Origin of the sequence: Halopiger djelfimassiliensis, assembly GCF_000455365.1 — an archaeon.
Taxonomy (GTDB): domain Archaea; phylum Halobacteriota; class Halobacteria; order Halobacteriales; family Natrialbaceae; genus Halopiger_B; species Halopiger_B djelfimassiliensis.
Genome location: NZ_HG315684.1, coordinates 1,007,788 through 1,026,672 on the forward strand (window position 1 = coordinate 1,007,788; position 18,885 = coordinate 1,026,672).

General features: G+C 64.0%; 19 protein-coding genes and 1 pseudogene. 4 read left to right on the forward strand and 16 right to left on the reverse strand.

The genetic code is table 11. The features are described from left to right. Positions 1–527: 527 nt before the first annotated feature. The 4 genes and pseudogenes from TX80_RS18510 to TX80_RS05015 all read left to right on the forward strand — a co-directional run. A pseudogene (locus TX80_RS18510) lies at positions 528–703 on the forward strand (IS6 family transposase); the annotation flags it as partial. Positions 704–766: 63 nt separating this feature from the next. Beyond that, positions 767–997, forward strand: a complete 231-nt coding sequence (locus TX80_RS05005; RefSeq protein ID WP_326544620.1) for a ribbon-helix-helix domain-containing protein — start codon at positions 767–769, stop codon at positions 995–997. Next, a complete protein-coding gene (locus TX80_RS05010) occupies positions 885–1,379 on the forward strand; it encodes a type II toxin-antitoxin system VapC family toxin (RefSeq protein WP_326544621.1) in 495 nt (164 codons plus the stop codon). The genes TX80_RS05005 and TX80_RS05010 overlap by 113 nt, the downstream gene beginning before the upstream one ends. Before the next feature lie 191 nt (positions 1,380–1,570). Continuing rightward, on the forward strand, positions 1,571–1,963 hold the full coding sequence (locus TX80_RS05015; protein WP_049921860.1) for a DUF5811 family protein: 393 nt from the start codon (positions 1,571–1,573) through the stop codon (positions 1,961–1,963). Between the two features lie 378 nt (positions 1,964–2,341). Here TX80_RS05015 and TX80_RS05020 read toward each other — a convergent pair whose 3' ends face one another. The 16 genes from TX80_RS05020 to TX80_RS05100 form a co-directional block, all read right to left on the reverse strand. Continuing rightward, complete coding sequence (locus TX80_RS05020) at positions 2,342–2,737, reverse strand: DUF6276 family protein (RefSeq protein ID WP_049921862.1); 396 nt, start codon at positions 2,735–2,737, stop codon at positions 2,342–2,344. Positions 2,738–2,741: 4 nt separating this feature from the next. Continuing rightward, positions 2,742–3,461, reverse strand: a complete 720-nt coding sequence (locus tag TX80_RS05025; RefSeq protein ID WP_049921864.1) for a V-type ATP synthase subunit D — start codon at positions 3,459–3,461, stop codon at positions 2,742–2,744. 105 nt (positions 3,462–3,566) lie between these two features. Then, complete coding sequence (locus TX80_RS05030) at positions 3,567–3,767, reverse strand: zinc ribbon domain-containing protein (RefSeq protein ID WP_049921866.1); 201 nt, start codon at positions 3,765–3,767, stop codon at positions 3,567–3,569. Positions 3,768–4,090: 323 nt separating this feature from the next. After that, positions 4,091–5,125, reverse strand: coding sequence for an ABC transporter ATP-binding protein (locus TX80_RS05040; RefSeq protein WP_049921868.1), 1,035 nt, complete (start codon positions 5,123–5,125; stop codon positions 4,091–4,093). 85 nt (positions 5,126–5,210) lie between these two features. Next, positions 5,211–6,077 carry an ABC transporter permease gene (locus TX80_RS05045; RefSeq protein WP_081661440.1) on the reverse strand — a complete coding sequence of 289 codons (867 nt, stop codon included), beginning with the start codon at positions 6,075–6,077 and terminating at the stop codon, positions 5,211–5,213. A 1-nt stretch (position 6,078) separates the two neighbouring features. After that, on the reverse strand, positions 6,079–7,002 hold the full coding sequence (locus TX80_RS05050; protein WP_049921871.1) for an ABC transporter permease: 924 nt from the start codon (positions 7,000–7,002) through the stop codon (positions 6,079–6,081). A 9-nt stretch (positions 7,003–7,011) separates the two neighbouring features. Further along, positions 7,012–8,157 (reverse strand): extracellular solute-binding protein, encoded by a 1,146-nt coding sequence (locus tag TX80_RS05055; protein WP_049921873.1) that lies wholly within the window; start codon positions 8,155–8,157, stop codon positions 7,012–7,014. 170 nt (positions 8,158–8,327) lie between these two features. Next, positions 8,328–9,944, reverse strand: a complete 1,617-nt coding sequence (locus tag TX80_RS05060; protein WP_049921874.1) for a long-chain-fatty-acid--CoA ligase — start codon at positions 9,942–9,944, stop codon at positions 8,328–8,330. Positions 9,945–10,078: 134 nt separating this feature from the next. After that, on the reverse strand, positions 10,079–11,014 hold the full coding sequence (locus TX80_RS05065) for a hypothetical protein (RefSeq protein WP_154658572.1): 936 nt from the start codon (positions 11,012–11,014) through the stop codon (positions 10,079–10,081). 137 nt (positions 11,015–11,151) lie between these two features. Next, entirely contained in the window at positions 11,152–12,570 is a 1,419-nt protein-coding gene (locus tag TX80_RS05070) for an ATP synthase subunit B (protein ID WP_049921876.1), read from the reverse strand. A gap of 2 nt (positions 12,571–12,572) precedes the next feature. Next, on the reverse strand, positions 12,573–14,336 hold the full coding sequence (locus TX80_RS05075; RefSeq protein ID WP_049921877.1) for an ATP synthase subunit A: 1,764 nt from the start codon (positions 14,334–14,336) through the stop codon (positions 12,573–12,575). A 3-nt stretch (positions 14,337–14,339) separates the two neighbouring features. Continuing rightward, positions 14,340–14,672 (reverse strand): V-type ATP synthase subunit F, encoded by a 333-nt coding sequence (locus TX80_RS05080; protein WP_049921879.1) that lies wholly within the window; start codon positions 14,670–14,672, stop codon positions 14,340–14,342. Next, positions 14,669–15,739, reverse strand: coding sequence for a V-type ATP synthase subunit C (locus tag TX80_RS05085; RefSeq protein ID WP_049921881.1), 1,071 nt, complete (start codon positions 15,737–15,739; stop codon positions 14,669–14,671). The genes TX80_RS05080 and TX80_RS05085 overlap by 4 nt, the downstream gene beginning before the upstream one ends. Continuing rightward, on the reverse strand, positions 15,736–16,317 hold the full coding sequence (locus tag TX80_RS05090) for a V-type ATP synthase subunit E (RefSeq protein ID WP_049921883.1): 582 nt from the start codon (positions 16,315–16,317) through the stop codon (positions 15,736–15,738). The genes TX80_RS05085 and TX80_RS05090 overlap by 4 nt, the downstream gene beginning before the upstream one ends. A 21-nt stretch (positions 16,318–16,338) precedes the next feature. Next, positions 16,339–16,608: an ATP synthase subunit K gene (locus tag TX80_RS05095; protein ID WP_049921885.1), complete on the reverse strand. Its 270-nt coding sequence runs from the start codon at positions 16,606–16,608 to the stop codon at positions 16,339–16,341. A 21-nt stretch (positions 16,609–16,629) separates the two neighbouring features. After that, positions 16,630–18,882 (reverse strand): V-type ATP synthase subunit I, encoded by a 2,253-nt coding sequence (locus TX80_RS05100; protein WP_195893045.1) that lies wholly within the window; start codon positions 18,880–18,882, stop codon positions 16,630–16,632. Positions 18,883–18,885 lie beyond the last annotated feature (3 nt).

Genomic DNA, 18,885 nt, shown 5'->3' on the forward strand with positions numbered 1-18,885 from the left:
CGGGCCGATCACGGCGATCGGTCGGTCGGTCCCGGCCGTGACTCGCGGTCCAGCGCAACGTCCCGGATCGGTCGAACCCACGACGCGCTCGCTCGAGCGGACCGCGACGAGATGCGACCTCGCGGGAATCCCCCAGGGGTCCCGCCGGCCGCCGTCCTCGAGCGAATCAACTCGGCGCAAAACCGACACCCTCGCCGAGTTCGACTCTGAAACGCACCTCGGACGCGCCGCTTTCCGTGTCGGGTGAACGGAGTTTCGTCGAGACGTTTATGTCTCGGGAGCGGGTACGCAATCATGGCTTCGACCATCCGGTCGGAAGCCACGTCTCGGGTGTCCCAGCACCCGGGGCATTTCAGCGCATGCCCCCCGCGACGGTTCTGGAGACGGTAGCTTCCGGCGTGAGCTAGTACACGGAGCGACTTATATCTAGTGACGACGTTCGTGCAATATATCGCGCTCAACCGACAGCCGAGCCCGTACGTCCCGCCCTCGAGCCGGGCGGACAGGTTTCTGCGAGAACACACTGTCGACACGAACTCCGATTTTCGAGACGAAAAACACGGAATCGGAACGCTGCTGAACGTATCTTTAGAAAATAACACAACGAACTTCCTCGTTCTCAAACTGTTTCGGTCACGTCAAATCGTCAACCGCAGAATCGCGGCTCCAAGCCTTCGCCGCCCGGCAGAACGCGACAAACTAACCACAACCGCCGATCTCACAGAACGAGAGCGGCGAGTGGTTTATACAATAGTATAGAATAGGGATGAGTATGGGTAGCGATCGAAAGTCAGTGCCAGTTTCACTGCCCCCGGAACTGGTGGCGGAACTCGACAAACTCGTCGAAGAGGGGATGTTCAGTTCGCGCTCCGATGCGCTGCGGTATGGAGCCCGGCTCGTTGTCCATGAGGAGCGCACTGCACGACTTCACGAACTCACCACCGAGCAGGCTGGCGAAGATATCCGCGATCGGTTGGAACGCAAGCGTGTATCTTGATACCGACCCGATTCTCGCCGTATTGAAACCTGACGACTGGCTCGCCAGCAGCGTCGATCTCGAGGCCGTTGCGGTTCCGAAAACATCGGTCGCGACGGCGATCGAAGTCCAGTACGTCATGGAGAGCGACTGGGAGCAGGACCAACTCGCGAACGCTCACGCGGCGATCGCCGATCAAGGGATCGAGCTGGTCCCGCTGACCGTCGACGCGATGGAGGCCGCAGCAACGTTGCGGAAGCGATACGAACGGCTCAACGTCTTCGATGCAGTTCATCTTGGCACAGCCGATACACTAGACGAGCCGATAATCTCGACGGATACGCTCTACCCAGATATTCGTGAGATAGAGCACATCGATCCACGAAACCTCGGTGATGAATGATCGCTTACCCGTTCTAGTGTCGGCATGCGTGCAATATATCGCGCTCAACCGACAGCCGAGCCCGCACGTCCCGCCCTCGATCCGGGCGGGTAGTCGCCGTCACGGCTTGCGTGACGGTCGCCGAGCGCGGGCGATGCCCGAAGGCGAACCCTTTTGACCCGGCAGCCCATTGCTATCGGTACACACTTCTCATGAACGGAAATACGCCGTACGCAGGGCTGCCGGGGGAAACAGCTGCTGGTCAGCGCGCCGCGGCGGACGTTCCGGACCTCTCGAGCACACAGAAACGTCTGCTCCACCGTGACGTCTCACGGATCGCCGCCCGCACCCGCGAGTTCCTCCCCAACGAGTACGTCGTCGACGCCGACGTCTCGACCGGCGCGACGGGTCCCCGCGTGACCGTCGCCGTTCGACCGCCGGTCGGCCACGCCGTCAGCGCCGGCTTCTCGCCGGATCTCGAGGACGCAACCGAGGAAGTCATCACCTCCGCCGAACGAAACGAAGTCGCCCGCGGTCTGGCCGCAAGCGCCGCCCTTCAGGTGAAACAGGCGGTCAGCGACAACGTGACGCCGACGGCGAAGTAACCCCTTCCTTCCGTTTCGTCGGGCCGCCCGGAAGCGGCGACCGACACGCGGAGTTATCGTGTCTCGATCGACAAGACGAGCCGATAGACCTCACCGCCGCTGTCAGCTACCCACCGCTTCAGCGGTGGGCTTGTCAGTGGACTCTCGTTCTGCCGACACAGGAGTGTCGGACGCCACTTCAGTAGCGTTCACGGTCATTGTCCCTGACTTCAGGGCGTAGTGAAACAGGCGGTCAGCGACAACGTGATCGGAACGCCGTTCCTGATTCTCGGCAAGATTGTCGTCGAGGCGCTCCAGTAGTACGGAACGAAACGCGAGAAGACGGAGTAGCGACGGTTTCGACGGCGATCCGAACGCGTCTCCGAACGAACGGGCGCGCTAGTACAGCAACTGCTCGAGCTGGTGGCGTCGCCGGTCGAGATCGATCGCCGGCTCGACGGACGGGTCGGTTCCGAGTCGATCGAGCACGAGCAGAGGGTCCGTGCCCGCGCGTTCGACGTCCCTGAGCAGGGATTCGATCGCCGATCGGTTCGTCGCGAGCGAGCCGGCCAGATCGAGCGCGATCGCCAGCGGAATCGCCCGCTCGGGGCGTGTCGGGAAGGCGTCGCCGACGCGGGCGAAGGCCGGTGTCTCGTCAGGTTCGGGGTCCATCTCGGCCGGCTCGAGGGTCAGACACCGGGGACAGAACGCGACGATCGAGGCGGGGACGTACTCGCGGTACTGCTCGGGAACCGAAAACACGATCGGTGCCGTCCCACAGGCCGGACACTCCATCGCCTCAGTCCTGATTCGGCGCGCCGCCCGCGGCCGGCGGCTCGAGATCCGCTTCTTCGGCCTCCTCCTCGGCTTCGGCCTCGCGCTGTTCCTTTTCCTCCTGTTCTTTCTTCTCCTTGATCTTCTTCAGGCGGAAGGTCTCCTCGCGCTCCTGTTCCTCGAGTTTCTGCTCGATGTACTCCTGACTGTCGTAGAGTTCGGGCAGGAGTTTGAACTCGAGGGCGTTGACGCGACGCTTGGTGGTCTCGATCTCCCGGAGCATCTTCTTCATCGCCGTCTCGACCTCGGCGGCGAGGATGATGCTCTCGAGCAGGTCCTCGTAGGCTTCGGCGGCCTCGTCGATGCGCGCCGAGGTGCCCATGATCCCGTAACCGCGTTCGTCCAGGCTCTTGGAGACGCGTGAGGATTCGATCTGGGGCACGACGACGCCCATGATGTTCTTGGATTCGGTGGTGATCTCGGGGTGTTCCTGCAACGCGGCGGCGGCCCCCCGAACCGCGACGTCGCCCTCCATGGCGCGAGCCATGTTGATCTTCTTCTGGGCTTGCTCGTAGTCGTCGGCCAGATCCCCGCGGACGTCCTGTGCCTTGTCCAGGATGTCCATGAACTCCATGATCAGCCCGTCCCGTTTCTTCTCTAAGGTCCCGTGCCCCCGCTCGGAGAGTTCGATCCGATCCTCGATCTCCATCAGGTTCTTGCGGGTGGGCTTGACGTCCTTGGCCATCTTGTGGTGGGTTTGCGCACCCAGTCGGATAACTGTTTACAGTTTCCTACGGCGGTCGACGCCGCTCCTCGAGCGGGGATGCGTTCGGCTCCGCTCGAGCGGCGGTCACCCGAGGAAGAGATCGATCATCTCGCCGGAGGACTGACCCCGGTAGAGTTCGGAGTAGCCGCAGTTCGTACAGCTGATAACCATGAACCGCCGGTTCTGAACGTCGAAAAACTTCGACAGTCCGGTTCCGGTGGTCGCGATCTCGTCGATCTCGGTCTCGGTGTGGTCGCACTTCGGACAGCCGCGATCGTCCTTCATACGACGACGTTCTTGTAACCTCACCAGAACTTTTGTCCTCGCACGCCCGACGTTCGATCGATGACCGGGGTCCTCCTCATCGTGCTCCTGATCGGGTCGGCGTTCCCGCCCTCCTGTGGCTGGCGATCGCCGAGGAAACGTCGGAGCCGACCGTCGTCGACCGGAAGGAAGCGGAACGGATCGCCAGAGAGCGCGGCGGCGGTCGAACGGAGACACCGGACGGTCCACGCCGGACGCCTCGAGAAACGGCGATCGAGACGACGAGTGGGGCAAACCGGGCTGGGACGACCGCCGGGAGTAACCGACGGTCGAACGCACAGTCACTACGGCTGGTGCCGGTTGAGTTCCTCGAGAACGTGGACCCGCTCGTCGTCGATCGACAGCGAGATCGAGTCCCCGACGCGGTGCGCGTCACCGTCGCCACGGAGGGTCACCGACGTGCCGTCGGACAGCGTCGCCTCGAGTTGCGTGCGGTCGCCGAGATAGGTCACGTCGACCACCTCGGCGTCGATCCCGGTTCCGTCCGCGAGTTCGAACGCTTCCGGACGGATCGCGACCGTCGCTTCGCCGTTCGTTTGGGCGTCGATCTCGAGGGTGTCGAACCCGAGGTCGACGCAGTCGTCCGTCACCCGGCCGGACAGCAGATTCGAGGTCCCGACGAAGTTCGCGACGAACGCGTTCGCGGGCCGGCGGTAGATCTCCGCCGGCCGTCCGAGTTGCTCGATACCGCCGTCATCGAAGACGGCGATCCGGTCGCACATCGCCATCGCCTCCTCCTGATCGTGGGTGACATAGAGGGTGGTCACCCCGAGATCGGAGAGGAGATCGCCGATCTCCTCGCGCAGGCGCGCCTTGAGTTTCGCGTCCAGTCCCGTCATCGGTTCGTCGAGCAGGAGGACGTGCGGTTCGATCGCGAGCGCCCGCGCGAGACCGACCCGCTGTTTTTGGCCGCCCGACAGCGTCGCCGGCCGCCGGTCGGCCAGCTCGGCGATGTCGAGCATCGCGAGGAGGTCGTCCGCGCGCTTGCGGCGCTCGTCCGCGGGCACATCGCGCATCTTCAGTCCGAAGGCGACGTTCGCACGGACGGTCATCGTCTCGAACAGCGCGTCCGACTGAAAGACCAGGCCGACGTTTCGCTCCTCCGGCGGGACGTGGGTGACGTCGACGCCGTCGAACAGCACCCGCCCGTCGGTGGGCGTCTCGAAACCCGCGATGGTCCGCAGCGTCGTCGTCTTGCCACAGCCCGACGGGCCGACGATACCCAGGATTTCCCCCTCTCGGATCGTCAGGTCGACGCCGTCGACGGCGACCTCGTCGCCGTATCGTTTGGTCAGCGACTCGAGGCGGACCTCGCTCACGGGCGACCACCCCGGACGCAAACGGTGCGTGGGCGCGGTCGGCGGACGATTCGAGTGCGACGTCGGTGAGTGGAAGTTCGATCGATCATCCGTCTCGTGCAGTCGTGAATCCCTTGTTGCCGAGCAGTTGCAGGGCGGTGATCGCGGCCACGACGATCAGGAAGTACACCGATACGGCGGCCGCTCGTTGCATGTACGTCGCGTTCGCGGTATTTCGGTAGAGAAAGACCGCGAACGGGTCTGGGCTGCCGCTGACGACCATGAACGTGAAGTTGAACTCCGCGGCCGCGAGCGTCCAGGTGATGATACAGCCCGCGAGGATCCCCCGTTTCGCGTGCGGTACGACGATCGTCAGAAACGTCCGGGGCCACGACGCACCCAGCGACCGGGCGCTTTCCTCGAGGCGGACGAGATCCATCGACTGGAACGAACTCTGGACGGTCAACACCATGTACGGCGACTTGAGCAGACAGTAGCCGGCGATCAATCCGAGGGCGGAGCGACCGTAGTTCGGATACGTTTGCACGAAGGCAAGCCCCAGGACGACCCCGGGAACGAGCGGGACCACCGCGAGCGTGTTGATCCAGTCCCGGGCGTAGAAGTCGTATCGCGTGAGGGCGTACGCGATCGGAACGCCGATGACGACGTTCAGGACCATCCCGCCGGTCGCGATCGCGAGGCTGAACGCGAGTCCCGGCAGCACGGTCATCCGATCGTTACCCACGCCGAGCACGTCCCGCCAGTGCTCGAGCGTCACGAACCCCCGCGGGAGCACGCCGGTCGCCGTCTCCGCGAACGAGGAGACGAACGTCACGACGACCGGAACGGTGAGAAACGCCCCGACGAGCACGACGACCCCGAGGACGAGCGGTCGGCCGATCCGCGTCGAGATCGCCGTCGGAGACGGCGTCCACGCACCGTCCGGTCCGTTCGGCTCCGTGTCGGCGCTCATGTTAGATCTCCACCGTATCGGCCCTGACGAACCGAAGCCCGAGGAACGTGACCGCGACGATGACGACCACGTACACGAGACCGATCGCGGCCGCGACGTCGGGGGCGTACGTGCCGACGCTTCGCTCGCGGTGTATCTGGAGCGTGACCACCCGGTGGCTCTGCAGGATCAGGACCGTCCCGAAGATCGCGAGTCCGGAGCGAAACGTGAGGATCGCCGCCGCGGCGATTCCGGGCCGGATCTCCGGGAGGGTCACGTGATAGAACGTCTCCCACCGGCTCGCGCCGAGCGACCGCGCCGCCTCCTCGGCCTGCGTGTTGATCTCGGCGTAGGTCCCCCGCAGCACCATCGTCGCCCGCGGCACCAGCGAGTAGACGTAGCCCAGAAACAGCCCCGTGATGGCGGTCGCACTCGCGAGGTCGTGCTCGCTCGTCCCCGTGACGGTCGCGATCGCGTTCGTCACCATCCCCTGCCGGCCGAGCATGGCGATGATCAGGATCGCGACGATGATCCCCGGCAATGCGATCGGAAACGACACTGCCGCGACGACGGCGCGCTCGAACGGCAGGTCGTACTTCTCGAGGGCGTGTGCGATCGCCACGCCGAGCGTGACGCTGACGACCGTCGCCAGTCCGACGAACCACAGCGTGTTCCAGGCGACCCGCAGGTACGTCGGATCGGTCGCGAGCGTCCGCCAGGCCGCGAGCGACCAGCCTTCCATCCAGACCGTGTCGTCCGCGAGACTGATCCGGACCAGCATCGCGAGCGGAACGAACCCCGCGACGGTCGCGACCACGAAGAAGGGGAGACACAGGATCGCGATTCGCCGCCGGCGGCGCTCGCGTTCGGTCGTCGGGCTGGCGGTCGCGGACGCGGCCGACGCGATCCGACGGACCGATGCCGCCATCGAGTCCTGGACAGACATACTGAACGATCACTGGGCACCCTGCAGGGGCGTTCGATCGACCAGTTCTTCCTGAATGTCGTCCTGTTTCGAGACGAGTTCCTCCTGATCGACCGTAAACTCCGCCGCCTCGTAGGTCGACTGCGACGGGAACTCGTCGGGCTGATCGAGTTCGTCCGCCCGGATCGGGCGCACGTAAGCGTCGAAGAACAGTTCCTGACACTCGAGGGTCAGCACGTAGTCCATAAACAGCTTCGCCGCTTCGGGATTGGGCGCGTTCCGAAGCAACGCGTAGCCGTAGGGAACGTTCATCGCCCCCGGTTCGCCGTTCGGGCCGGTGAGGATCGTCACGTCGATCTGGTTCTCGTCGAACTCGTCGGTGTTGTACTTCAGGTTCAGCCCCGTGTAGTCGTACTCGACGACCGTCGAAATCTCGCCGCTGGTCATCGGCCCTTCGACGTTGCGCCGGAAGTCCGCCCCGTGTTCCGCGATCGCCTCGTGGTACTCGATGACCGGATCGAGATCGTCCAGATCGCCGCCGTAGGCGCGGTTGACCGACAGCGCCGACGCCTGTCCGTTGGCCGTATGTGGCGGCGTAAACGCGAGATCCTTGGCGATGTCGGGGTGTTTCAGGTCCTCCCAGGTCTCCGGCGGCTCCAGCCCCCGTTCCTCGTAAACGTCGGTCCGGTAGGTCACCGCGGTCGTCATCTGTCGCGTCGCGGTCACGTGACCGTCGTCGGTCTTGAGGTCGTCGGGGACCACGTTCCAGTTTGCCGGCTTGTACGCGGCCGTCAGGTCGTCGGCCATCGCCTCGAGACCGAACGAGTAGCCGCCGTTGTACGCCGAGTGGGTCGGGTTCCGGGCGTTCGCGCGCATGTCGTCGAGTGCCTCGCCCGACGATCCCTGGGCGTCGTACAGCGAGACGCCGTACTCGTCCTCGAAGGCGTCCATGACGGCCCCCCAGTTGGACCAGCCGGTCTGGACGCAGTAGATCTGCAGTTCCTCGGGGAAGGCGGCGGAACTGATCTCGGTCTCGTCGTCACCGTAGCCGACCGTGTACGTCTCGCCGTTGCCGCCGCCGCCGAAGCTGCTCAGACAGCCGGCGAGTGCGAGCGACCCCGCAGTAACGCCCCCTGTCAGCACCGCGCGTCGCGTCGTCCCTGTCGGTCCGGACATGTCCGTGAGAGGCCACAAAACACACTAATCCGTTGCTATGTTCGGACTACTGCCCTATATAGCGCCACGTACCGGCACCGACGGCTCCGGATCGGTCTCGAGGGATCCGAACCGCGGACGGGAGCGCCGAACCGTGAACGCGCCCGCAACGACCGGGATCCGGGTTCGACTCACCCCTGACCGACCATCCGATCCTCGTCCTCCCACTCCTCCTGGCGGAGTTCGTACTTCTGGACCTTGCCGGTCGCGGTCGTCGGCAACTCCTCGACGAACTCGACCTCCCGGACCGCCTTGTAGCCCGCGAGGTTATCACGGGTGAACTCGACGAGTTCGTCGGTCGTCACGCTCGGATCGTCCGGATCGCCGTTCGCCGGAACGACGAACGCCTTCGGCGTCTCGCCCCACTCCTCGCTCGGGGCAGGAACGACGGCGACGTCCGAGACCTCGGGATGGTCGAACAGCGTGTCCTCGAGTTCGATGCTCGAGATGTTTTCACCGCCGGAAATGATGATGTCCTTCTTGCGGTCCTGGATCGAGATCATTCCGTTCTCGTCGACCACGGCGAGGTCGCCCGTGTGGTAGTAGCCCTCGACGCGGTCCGTGAACGCCTCCTCCGTCTCTTCGGGCTTGTTCCAGTACTTTTCCATGACCTGATTGCCGCGGACGACGATCTCGCCGATCGACGCGTCGTCGCGGGCGACGTCGGTCCCGTCCTCGTCGACGACGCGGACCTCGGTACCGAGATACCCGAGGCCCTGTCGCTTCTTGATGGCGAACCGGTCCGAGTCATCGTCGTCGAACTTCCGTCGTGCGTCTGAGGTCGTGATCAGCGGGCCGGTTTCGGTCGCCCCGTAGACGTGTTTCAGGTACCAGCCGAACTCGTCCTCGACGGTCCGGATGGTCGCCTCCGGCGGTGCCGATCCCGCGGTCGCGATCCGGACGTCGTTCGCGCCGGTCGTCTCGGGGTCGTGTTCGCCGTAGTAGTCGATCAGCATGTTCAGCACCGTCGGCGCACCGCACAGGTACGAAACGTCCTCCGCTCGGACGGCCTCGAAGACGTCCCCGGCGTCGACGCCGCGGGTACAGACGTGTTTCGCGCCCATTCCGGTGATCGCGTAGATGTGCCCCCAGCCGTTGACGTGGAACATCGGCAGCGTCCAGAGGTAGACGTCGTCGTCGCTGATCTCCTGATGGGTCGCGATCAGGTACGCGTGGAGCGTTTCGGCCCGATGGGTCCGACAGACCCCTTTCGGATCGCCGGTCGTCCCCGAGGTGTAGTTGATCGTGACGATCTCGTCCTCGCTCATCTCGGGGCGGTCGTACTCGGTCCCGGCGGCCTCGAGCACGTCGTCGAACGCGTCCCATGCACCGCCCTCGACGGCGTCGACGTCGTTGGTGATGAACGTCTCCGTCGGCACCTCGTCGCGGATCGGGTCGATCCTGTCGGCGTACTCGGAGTCGGCGTAGATCGCATCGACGCCGGCGTCCTCGAGCATGTACGAGAAATCGTCCGGCGTGAGCCGGTAGTTCAGCGGCGTATGAATCGCCCCGGCCTGCATCGTTCCGTAGGCCGCCGCCAGATGGTAGTGGGTGTTCGGATCGAGCACGGCCACGCGATCGCCCTTCTCGATGCCCCTGTCCTGCAGCGCCGCCGCGAACCGATCCGCCCGCTCTCCCAGTTCGTCGTAGGTGAACCGCTCCCCCGTCGTGGCGACGACCGCCTCGTCGTCGCCGTAGTGTTTTCGTGCTCGATCGAGGAAGTCGGTCACGAGCAGTGGTTTGTGCATATATAACATACACCATTGGCGGCGACCACGTTTGTTTCGGTCAGTTACGGAACGTGATAGTCGCCGCCGGGCGACAGTTCGGCGTGCCGGTCACTTCCGACTCGACCCAGCCGAGTTCGAACACGCCCGCGACATCACTTCACAACTTGAAGCTCTGGATTCGCCTGTTCATCGATCAGGTTCGAATCCGACGGAGGAATAACGTCTAGTTCGATAGTTCCCCTGTCCTGATCCGAACGTAGCGATTGTCTGCCGTCCAGAGGAAGGACTGCCTGATGGTCAGCCAGATCGTCGTACGTTCCCTCGAGATCCTCGTCGACGACCCCCGTTTCCGCATCAATTGTGTCGTCGAGCTCCGCGAAACCGGCAGAAGCGACCACCGTCGCATCCTCGACCGGCGTCCCGTTCTCGGCGACGACGGACACGGCGATTTCGGCGTCCTCGCCGGTCGCATCCGAATCGACGACATGTTCTGAAAGTTCGACTGTCACCTCGGAATCGAGATCGACATCGAACAGGTACCATCCCTCATCGATTTCGATCCAGACGTCGCTTGTCGAATTCTCGGTCGTCTCGTCGTCGTGTTGAACGAAATAATCGAGTTCGAGTCTGGTGACAGACGTGACCGGTTCCTCGAAGTATTCCGCGAGCCGTTCATCGTTCAGTTCCGGTTCCGTCCGTTCACAGGAAACATCAGTCAGTTCGATAGTTTCCGTCTCGGGAACCGTCTCTTTGAGTTTCGAGAGCCGGGCCTCTCTGGAGAGTTGACTACTGTATCCGTACGGATAGAACTCCACGGCGGTTTCGTACTCCGTTCCGAGATGCGCCTCCAGAAACCGTTCTGCGACCTCACAGGGAGAACCAGTGTTCGCCACCGTCGGTTCACCGGCGGAGTCGGCGTCGTCGTCCGCCGACTCGACAGTGGAATCGGTATCGTCAGTGTCGTCGTCTGCCGGCTCGCTCATCTCTTCGTCCGCGGTAAACGTCGAAACACAGCCGGCCAACCCAGCAGTCACAACCGTCGTGCTCGTCGTCCCCAAGAGCCGTCGACGTGAAATCTCGCCACCCATACATTCATTCTTACTATTTATAAATAAATATATCCTGTCCTTGGTTCCCGCTAATACCGCAAGACGGAATCGCGATCCCAGACGCTCGCACCGCTTTCGGTCGCGGTCTCGAGAATCGAAAAATCGGGGCCGCGCGATTAGTCGTCGGCCGGTACTTCGGCGGCTTCCGTCTCGTCGTCGCGGTAGTGCTCTTCGATGAGATCCTCGTCGATGCGGTTGAGTTCCTCCTTCGGGAGTTTCGAGAGCAGGTCCCAGCCGATCTCGAGGGTCTCGTCGATCGAGCGGTTGGTGTCGTACCCCTGCTGGACGAACTCCTCCTCGAAGCGGTCGGCGAAGTCGAGGAACTTGTTGTCCCGCTCGGAGAGCGCTTCGCGACCGACGATGTTCACGAGGTCGCGCAGGTCCTCACCCTCGGCGTAGGCGGCGTACATCTGGTCGGAGACGTCGCCGTGGTCTTCGCGGGTCAGGCCCTCGCCGATCCCGTCGTCCATCAGCCGCGAGAGGCTGGGCAGGACGTTGATCGGCGGCTCGATACCCTGGCTGTTCAGGTCCCGATCCATCATGATCTGGCCCTCGGTAATGTAGCCGGTCAGGTCCGGAATCGGGTGGGTGTCGTCGTCGCCGGGCATCGTCAGGATCGGAATCTGCGTGACCGATCCCTCCTTGCCCTCGATCCGGCCCGCGCGCTCGTAGAGCTGCGCCAGGTCGGTGTACATGTACCCGGGGTAGCCACGCCGGCCCGGGACCTCCTCGCGTGCAGCACCGATCTCGCGCAGTGCCTCACAGTAGTTGGTCATGTCCGTCAGGATGACCAGCACGTGGTAGTCCTTCTCGAAGGCCAAGTACTCGGCCGTGGTCAGCGCAAGTCGCGGCGTGACCTGTCGCTCGACTGCGGGGTCGTCCGCGAGGTTCATGAAGACGACCGAGCGCTCGAGCGCGCCCGTCCGCTCGAAGTCGTCCATGAACTCGTTTGCCTCCTCCTGGGTGATCCCCATCGCACCGAAGATGACGGCGAACTCGGAGCCGTCGCCCTCGCCCGTTTCCTCTTCTGGCACGGTCGCCTGACGGGCGATCTGCAGGGCGAGTTCGTTGTGGGGCAGCCCCGATCCGGAGAAGATCGGCAGCTTTTGACCCCGAACCAGCGTGTTCATGCCGTCGATGGCGGACACGCCGGTCTGGATGAACTCTTCGGGGTACTCCCGTGAGAACGGGTTGATCGCTTCGCCGACGATGTCGCGTCGTTCGTCGGGGACGATGTCCGGACCGCCATCGATGGGGTTCCCGGACCCGTCGAGTACCCGCCCGAGCAGATCCTCGGTGACGGGCATCTTCATCGTCTCGCCCAGGAAACGAACGGAGGCGTTGCGGTCGATCCCGCCCGTGCCTTCGAACACCTGGATCGAGACGATCCCTTCGCTCGATTCCAGTACCTGACCGCGCAGCGTGTCGCCGTCCGGCGTCTCGATCTCGACGATCTCGTCGTATCCGACGGGTTCGTCGACCTCGGCGAACACCAGCGGACCGCTGATTTCCGTGATTGTTTGGTACTCTTTCATCGTTAGTACAGTGCTCGGAGTTGTTCGGTGAGGTCGCTCTCGATCTCGTCGATGAACGCCTCCCAGTCTTCGGCGGTTCCCATCCGGTTGAGCTGCGGTGCGGCGTCGACGTCCTGGATCTCTTCGACCGGAACGCCCGCTTCCAGCGCCTCGAAGGCCTCGTCGTTGAACGTCTTGATGGCCTCGAGCATCCGGTAGGTCTTCTCGGGTTCGCAGTAGGTGTCGACGTCGTGGAGGGCGTTCTGCTGGAGCCAGGCCTCACGCAGGTAGCGTGCGACCTCCAGCGTGAGCTGCTGGTCCTCCGGCAGCGCGTCCTTCCCGACGAGCTGGACGATCTCCTGGAGTTCGTCCTCCTCGTCGAGGACGTCGACCGCCCACTGGCGGACGTCCGACCAGTCGCCGGCGACGTTCGACTCCCACCAGGGGTCGAGCTGGTCCTTGTACAGCGAGTAGGACTCGTTCCAGTTGATCGACGGGAAGTGCCGACGCTCCGCGAGGTCGGCGTCCAGCGCCCAGAACGTCTTGACGATACGCAAGGTGTTCTGGGTGACCGGCTCGGAGAAGTCACCGCCCGGCGGCGAAACCGCGCCGACGACCGAAATCGACCCCTCGTCGCCGTTGATCAGCTGGAACTTGCCGGCGCGCTCGTAAAACTCCGAGAGCGCGGCGGCCAGATACGCGGGGTAGCCTTCCTCGCCGGGCATCTCCTCGAGCCGGCTCGAGATCTCGCGCATGGCCTCTGCCCACCGGGAAGTGGAGTCGGCCATCAGCGCGACGTCGTAGCCCATGTCGCGGTAGTACTCAGCGATCGTAATCCCCGTGTAGATGCAGGATTCGCGGGCTGCGACGGGCATGTTCGAGGTGTTGGCGATGAGGCAGGTCCGGGCCATCAGCGGGTTCCCGGTCTGTGGGTCCGGCAGCTCCGGGAAGTCCTCGATGACCTCGGTCATCTCGTTGCCGCGTTCGCCACAGCCGATGTAGACGACGATGTCCGCGTCGGACCACTTGGCGAGTTGCTGCTGAGTGACCGTCTTCCCGGAACCGAACGGTCCCGGAATGGCAGCCGTTCCGCCCTTCGCGAGCGGGAACAGGCCGTCCTGAACGCGCTGGCCGGTCACCAGCGGCTCGTCGGGCGTCTCCTTCTCGCCGGCCGGTCGGGCCTCACGAACCGGCCACTCCTGGCGCATCTGGATCTCCTCGCCCGACGAGAGTTCGACGACGGTCTCCTCGACCGTGAACTCGCCGCTCTCGATCGCCGTGACTTCGCCGCCCTCGTAATCCGGCGGCACCATGACCTTGTGGTCGATGGTGACCGTCTCGGGGACGACCCCGACGACGTCACCGGGTTCGACCGTGTCACCTTCCTCGACTTCGGGGGTAAACTCCCACTGTTTCTCGAGGTCGATCCCGGGGGCGTCGACCCCGCGGTCGAGAAACGCCGTCCCCATCTTCTCCTCGAGGACGTCAAGCGGGCGCTGGACGCCGTCGTAGATGGAGTCGAGCATCCCCGGGCCGAGGTCGACGCTCAGGGGCTCGCCCGTGTTTTCGACGGGTTCGCCCGGGCCGACGCCGGAGGTTTCCTCGTACACCTGAATCGTGGTCAGGTTCCCTTCGATCTCGATGACCTCGCCCATCAGTCCTTCGTCGCCGACGTAGACGACGTCGTTCATCCGGGCGTCGAGGTCCGTGGCGGTCACGACCGGACCGCTCACGCTTTCGATTACACCGTCTTCGTCGACGGTTTCGGTTTGTTCTGCCTGGCTCATAGTTTAGCTGTCTGTGTCCTCGTCCATCAGGTCGATACCGATCGCACGCTTGATCTGCTCGCGCAGTCCGCCGCCACCGGTTCCGCTTCCGATCGTGACGACGACCGGTTCGACGCTCGTCTCGACGTCCTGTCGAACCGACCGCGAGAGGTAATCGAGGTCGTCGTCGTGCATGACGACGATACCGACGGCGTCGTCCTCGAGTACCGTCGTGACTGCGTCGTCCAGATCGGCGTCTTTCTCGTCGTCCGGGACGTTCTCGAACCGACGGACTCCGGCGAGCCGAAAGCCGGTCGTAAACTCCGGACTGCCGACGACTGCGATTTCCTGGCTCATAGGATCACCAGCTCGTCTTCGATCTCGCTTTCGCTCAGTCCGACCTCCCGACCGCGCGCGATCGCACGGATGTTCTCGACCTCGCGTTCTTTCGCGAGGATGTACGACAACACGGCCGAGACGGAGGTCGGGTAGATGCTCGCGAGCGTATCCGCGTACTGCAGCAACGCAGCGTCTAGTGCGTGCTCGAACTGGATAAGGCTGTCAGCATCGCGCAGCCGATCCAGCGCTCCCGAGAGCCGGTCGCCGTACCGTTTGTTCTCCGCGATGTGATCGACGAGCTCGTCGTAGTCGGCGACCAGCCGGTTCAGTTCCGATTCGTCGAACAACACGCCGCCCTCGATGTAGTAGGCAGCGGGATCGAGGTCGGCACCGCTTCGTGCAAGCCGCAACGCGTTCCGCGCGTTTCGGAAGTCGATCTCCGCCTGCAGGAACTCGATGTACTGCGCTTTCGGCCCTTCCTGTGGCTGTTCCCGTCCAGGCGGTCGACTGACGTCCTCGAGCAGTTGTTCGTAGAACTCCCGGTCGAGGGCGTTCTCGAGCGGGACGAGCGCGCCGGTCTCCTCGAACTCGTCGAGGCCGGCCGCAAGCGGCTCGTAATAGATCGTTCCCGACAGGAGTTCCACGGCGTCCTCGATCTCGTCGACCTCGAGCAGGCGCTCGAGCGTCGCGTCGTCGAGCTCACCGGCACGGATGAGGTCCGTCCGGACGTCCTCCGCGGGCGTCTCGGTGTAGATACCGCGGATGATCGTCTTCAGATTCCAGACGTCGAACTTCCGGAGGTACCGCCCGATGAGGTCGTAGAGTCCGCCTTCCGACCAATCGAGGAGGTCCTGAAAGTGCTTCGCGAGATTGCGGTTGAGCGCGTACTCGATCAGGTCGACTCCCGAAAAGCGTGCCCCGAGTGCGTTGATCTCACGCTCGTACTCGGTTTCCTCCATGAACCGCGCGATCTCGCTTGGTCCCATCCGGACCAGCTTTCGGTACTCTTCGTCCGCGAACAGCGAGGATCGTCGTGATCGAACGCGAGCGTTTACGTACTCCGTGTTCGAGGCACCTAGACTCATTGCTCGAAGAGCCGATTACTGATCCCCTGGAGGTTGTCTTCCCACACGTCCTCGAGCACCGAGTCGAACGTGTTGTTGACCCGGACGCGGGACTGCTCGCTCTCGACGACGACGCCGCCGAGGCAGTCGTACTCGCCGTCGTACTCGTAGCCGTCGTACTCCTCGAGGATCGACTCGATCAGGTCCGCGTCGTCGCCGCGACCGTAGACGCTGACGTCGTCGCCCTCGTCGAACTCGGCGCTGGCAGCGTCGATCAGGTCGCGGGTCAACTCCTCGCGGGTCTCGCCCTCGAGGGCTTCGAGTTCCGATTCGACCTGCTCGTGGACGTCCTCGAGAACGTTCCGGCGGGCCTCCAGACGCTTCTGTTTCGCCTCCAGTTTCGCACTGGAGAGTCGCTGTTCGCGCAGCTGCTCGATCTCGCGTTCGACCTCCTGTTCGGCCGACTCGAGGATCTCCTCGGCGTCCTCCTCGGCCGCCGATTCGATCTCCTCGGCGCGAGCCTCGCCTTCGGCGCGGATATCCTCCGCACGCGCGTTGGCCTCTTCTCGAATGTCTTTGACGACTGTGTCCAAACTCATTGGTGAGAGAAGGGGGTGTGGTTATCCGACGATGAAGACGACGACCAGGGCGAGGATCACGAGCGTCTCGGGAAGGACGGTCATGATCAGCCCGGGAACGAACAGGTCGTCGTCCTCGGCGAGCGCGCCGACGGCTGCCGCACCGATCCCCCGCTCCGCGTAGCCCGACGCGAGCGCGGCGAGACCGACGGCCAGCGCAGCGGCCCCCGCGTCGGTCAGGAACGGGCTCTCGTTGACGGTGCCACCATTCTGCAGTACGATGTTCGCGACGTCAGCTACGTTTTCGATCATTGTTGGTAAGTTGTGGTGTTGTTAGTTCTCGCTGTGGTTTCGATCGTGTCCGAACGGTTCGTAGTTCTCCCCACCGCCATCATAAAACTTGTTAAAGAATTCGACGTACTCGAGGCGCACAGCCTGTAAGCCGGCGCTTGTCACGCCAAGCGCTAGCACGAGGATGTGTCCGAGCACGAGAATGACGAGACCGCCGAGGAGTGCCGCGGTCCCGGAGTGCATGAGGCCGTCGAAGATGACCTCGGCCCCTTCGCCGTAGTGCTCGGCGACGTAACTCGGCTCGTGGCTCCGCAGGAAGTGGAACTCGCCGTGTGGATCCTCGTACGCGCCGAAGAACAGCAGATTGACCACGAACGCCATGCCGGCCTTCGCGAGCAACACTGCCGCCATCCGGGTGTACGAGAAGACGTTGACGAGCACGTCGAGGAACTCGATGACCTCGACGGCGTCGCCGATGGCAAGCAACACGAGTCCGAGCAGGAAGACCAGCAACGGCACGCCGATCGCGGTACCGCCGAGTCCCGGCACGGCCTCGGGAAGCGAGAACACTTCCATCACGGGGAAGCCCTCGAAGCCGATCGGGAAGGGGCCCTCCGAACTGAACGTCTTGAACAGGAACGCCGGCTTCGTGCTCTCCTCGGGACTATTCGGATCGTATCCCTGTACCGAGAAGATCCAGATCCAGAGCCCGTTGAGCATCAGGATCCACGAGCCGCTGTGCGTGATGGCGTCTTTGACGCCGTGGCTGAGGTTCTCGTAGAAGTCCAGGATGTATCCGACGTTGAGGTGGAAAATCCCGGCGAGCACGCTGATGACCATCCAGCCGAGCGCGAAGTCACCGGCTGCTGGTTCGAGCCCCTTGTTGAGCGGTAGGAGTTCGACGTGCAGCAGGTCGTGGAACAGCACTTCTCCGAGCACGTGTAGCCCGAAGATTTCGCCGTAGATGATCCCGAACAGGATCGTGAACGCGCCGGCCCAGACGGCCACGCCGCCGAGGCTGGTGATGCCCTTGCTGTCGAACTGAGTGGCCATGTACGCGCCGATGGCCACGTACAGGATCCCGTATCCGACGTCACCGATCATGAACCCGAAGAAGGCCGGGAACGTCAGGAACAGGAAGATCGTCGGATCCAGTTCGCTGTACTTCGGCCGGTTGACCGCCTGCACCAGCACCTCGAACGGCTTGGTGGGCCCGGGGTTGTTCTGGATCGTCGGCGGCTGGTCGCCCATCGTGACCGCCGAGCCGCCGTCGGTGACCGCCTTCTGTGGCTCTTCGTCGGCCTCGGCGGCGCTCTCGTCCTCGTCGGCCGCCGCGGGCGCTCCCTTCTGAACCTCCTCCGTGTGGGAGTGTGCGCCGTGGCGGTCGTAGTCCGCACGCTCGAGTTCTTCGACCTCGACGCTGTCCCCGACGGCATCGCGCAGCGCTGTGACGAGTCGATCGTACTCCGCGGTCGGGATCCATCCCTCCGCAACGAACGCACGATCGGTCGTCGCAAACTGCAGCGGTGCTTCCGCCTGCTGGACCTCGACGGTCAGTTCGTCCTCGACCCGCAGGAGAAACGGCGCTTCCTCCCGGCGGATCTCCTCGAGTTCGGTGTCGATCTCGTCGATCCGGGACTCGAGGTCGCGCTTTCGCTCCTCGAGTTCCGCGACGTAGTTCTCGGGGCTTTGCTCGGTGTCGGGTACCTCGTGTCGGGTGACGTCGACGCCGACCAGCGCATCGTCGATCGGGTTCCCGTCGGCATCCTCGGTAGGCGCGGCGACAACCGCCACGACGTCGCCACCGGTGAACGTCTCGAACGCCCGGATGTCGTCGGATGCGGCGACGGCGCCCTCGATCGCATCGACGCGGCCCTCGACGACGGCCACGTCGACGGTTTCGTACCCCGACAGCAGGTCGAGGTCGATCCCCAGTTCCGCAAACGGGGCGACGCGGTCGATCCGCTCCTCGACCTGCCGGAGTTCGTCGCGGACGTCACTTCGCTGGTCGTCGAGTTCGTTGACCCGCGTTCGAACCGCTTCGAGACGGTCCTCCCAGTCCTCCTCGAGCGAACCCGGTTCGACCTCCTCGGCCGACAGCTCCAGGGTGCTCTCGAGGGACCGAACGGTCACCAGCTTCTCGGAGGCGTCGTCGGCCCCCTCGATCGGGTTTCCGTTGTCGAATCCCTCCCAGGAGCCATCGTAGTCCGAGAGATGGACCAGGTTCAGCCCGTGGATCGTCTCGATGACCGTGGGCATCACGCCCTTGGAGCCGGTCACCGACACCTTGCTCATTCG

Excerpts from the sequence above, each read along its gene's own strand:
- TX80_RS05005 (WP_326544620.1), top strand. The coding sequence starts at position 767 with ATGAGTATGGGTAGCGATCGAAAGTCAGTGCCAGTTTCACTGCCCCCG.
- TX80_RS05010 (WP_326544621.1), top strand. The coding sequence starts at position 885 with ATGGAGCCCGGCTCGTTGTCCATGAGGAGCGCACTGCACGACTTCACG.
- TX80_RS05015 (WP_049921860.1), top strand. The coding sequence starts at position 1,571 with ATGAACGGAAATACGCCGTACGCAGGGCTGCCGGGGGAAACAGCTGCT.
- TX80_RS05020 (WP_049921862.1), bottom strand. The coding sequence starts at position 2,737 with ATGGAGTGTCCGGCCTGTGGGACGGCACCGATCGTGTTTTCGGTTCCC.
- TX80_RS05025 (WP_049921864.1), bottom strand. The coding sequence starts at position 3,461 with ATGGCCAAGGACGTCAAGCCCACCCGCAAGAACCTGATGGAGATCGAG.
- TX80_RS05030 (WP_049921866.1), bottom strand. The coding sequence starts at position 3,767 with ATGAAGGACGATCGCGGCTGTCCGAAGTGCGACCACACCGAGACCGAG.
- TX80_RS05045 (WP_081661440.1), bottom strand. The coding sequence starts at position 6,077 with ATGAGCGCCGACACGGAGCCGAACGGACCGGACGGTGCGTGGACGCCG.
- TX80_RS05050 (WP_049921871.1), bottom strand. The coding sequence starts at position 7,002 with ATGTCTGTCCAGGACTCGATGGCGGCATCGGTCCGTCGGATCGCGTCG.
- TX80_RS05055 (WP_049921873.1), bottom strand. The coding sequence starts at position 8,157 with ATGTCCGGACCGACAGGGACGACGCGACGCGCGGTGCTGACAGGGGGC.
- TX80_RS05060 (WP_049921874.1), bottom strand. The coding sequence starts at position 9,944 with ATGCACAAACCACTGCTCGTGACCGACTTCCTCGATCGAGCACGAAAA.
- TX80_RS05065 (WP_154658572.1), bottom strand. The coding sequence starts at position 11,014 with ATGGGTGGCGAGATTTCACGTCGACGGCTCTTGGGGACGACGAGCACG.
- TX80_RS05070 (WP_049921876.1), bottom strand. The coding sequence starts at position 12,570 with ATGAAAGAGTACCAAACAATCACGGAAATCAGCGGTCCGCTGGTGTTC.
- TX80_RS05075 (WP_049921877.1), bottom strand. The coding sequence starts at position 14,336 with ATGAGCCAGGCAGAACAAACCGAAACCGTCGACGAAGACGGTGTAATC.
- TX80_RS05080 (WP_049921879.1), bottom strand. The coding sequence starts at position 14,672 with ATGAGCCAGGAAATCGCAGTCGTCGGCAGTCCGGAGTTTACGACCGGC.
- TX80_RS05085 (WP_049921881.1), bottom strand. The coding sequence starts at position 15,739 with ATGAGTCTAGGTGCCTCGAACACGGAGTACGTAAACGCTCGCGTTCGA.
- TX80_RS05090 (WP_049921883.1), bottom strand. The coding sequence starts at position 16,317 with ATGAGTTTGGACACAGTCGTCAAAGACATTCGAGAAGAGGCCAACGCG.
- TX80_RS05095 (WP_049921885.1), bottom strand. The coding sequence starts at position 16,608 with ATGATCGAAAACGTAGCTGACGTCGCGAACATCGTACTGCAGAATGGT.
- TX80_RS05100 (WP_195893045.1), bottom strand. The coding sequence starts at position 18,882 with ATGAGCAAGGTGTCGGTGACCGGCTCCAAGGGCGTGATGCCCACGGTC.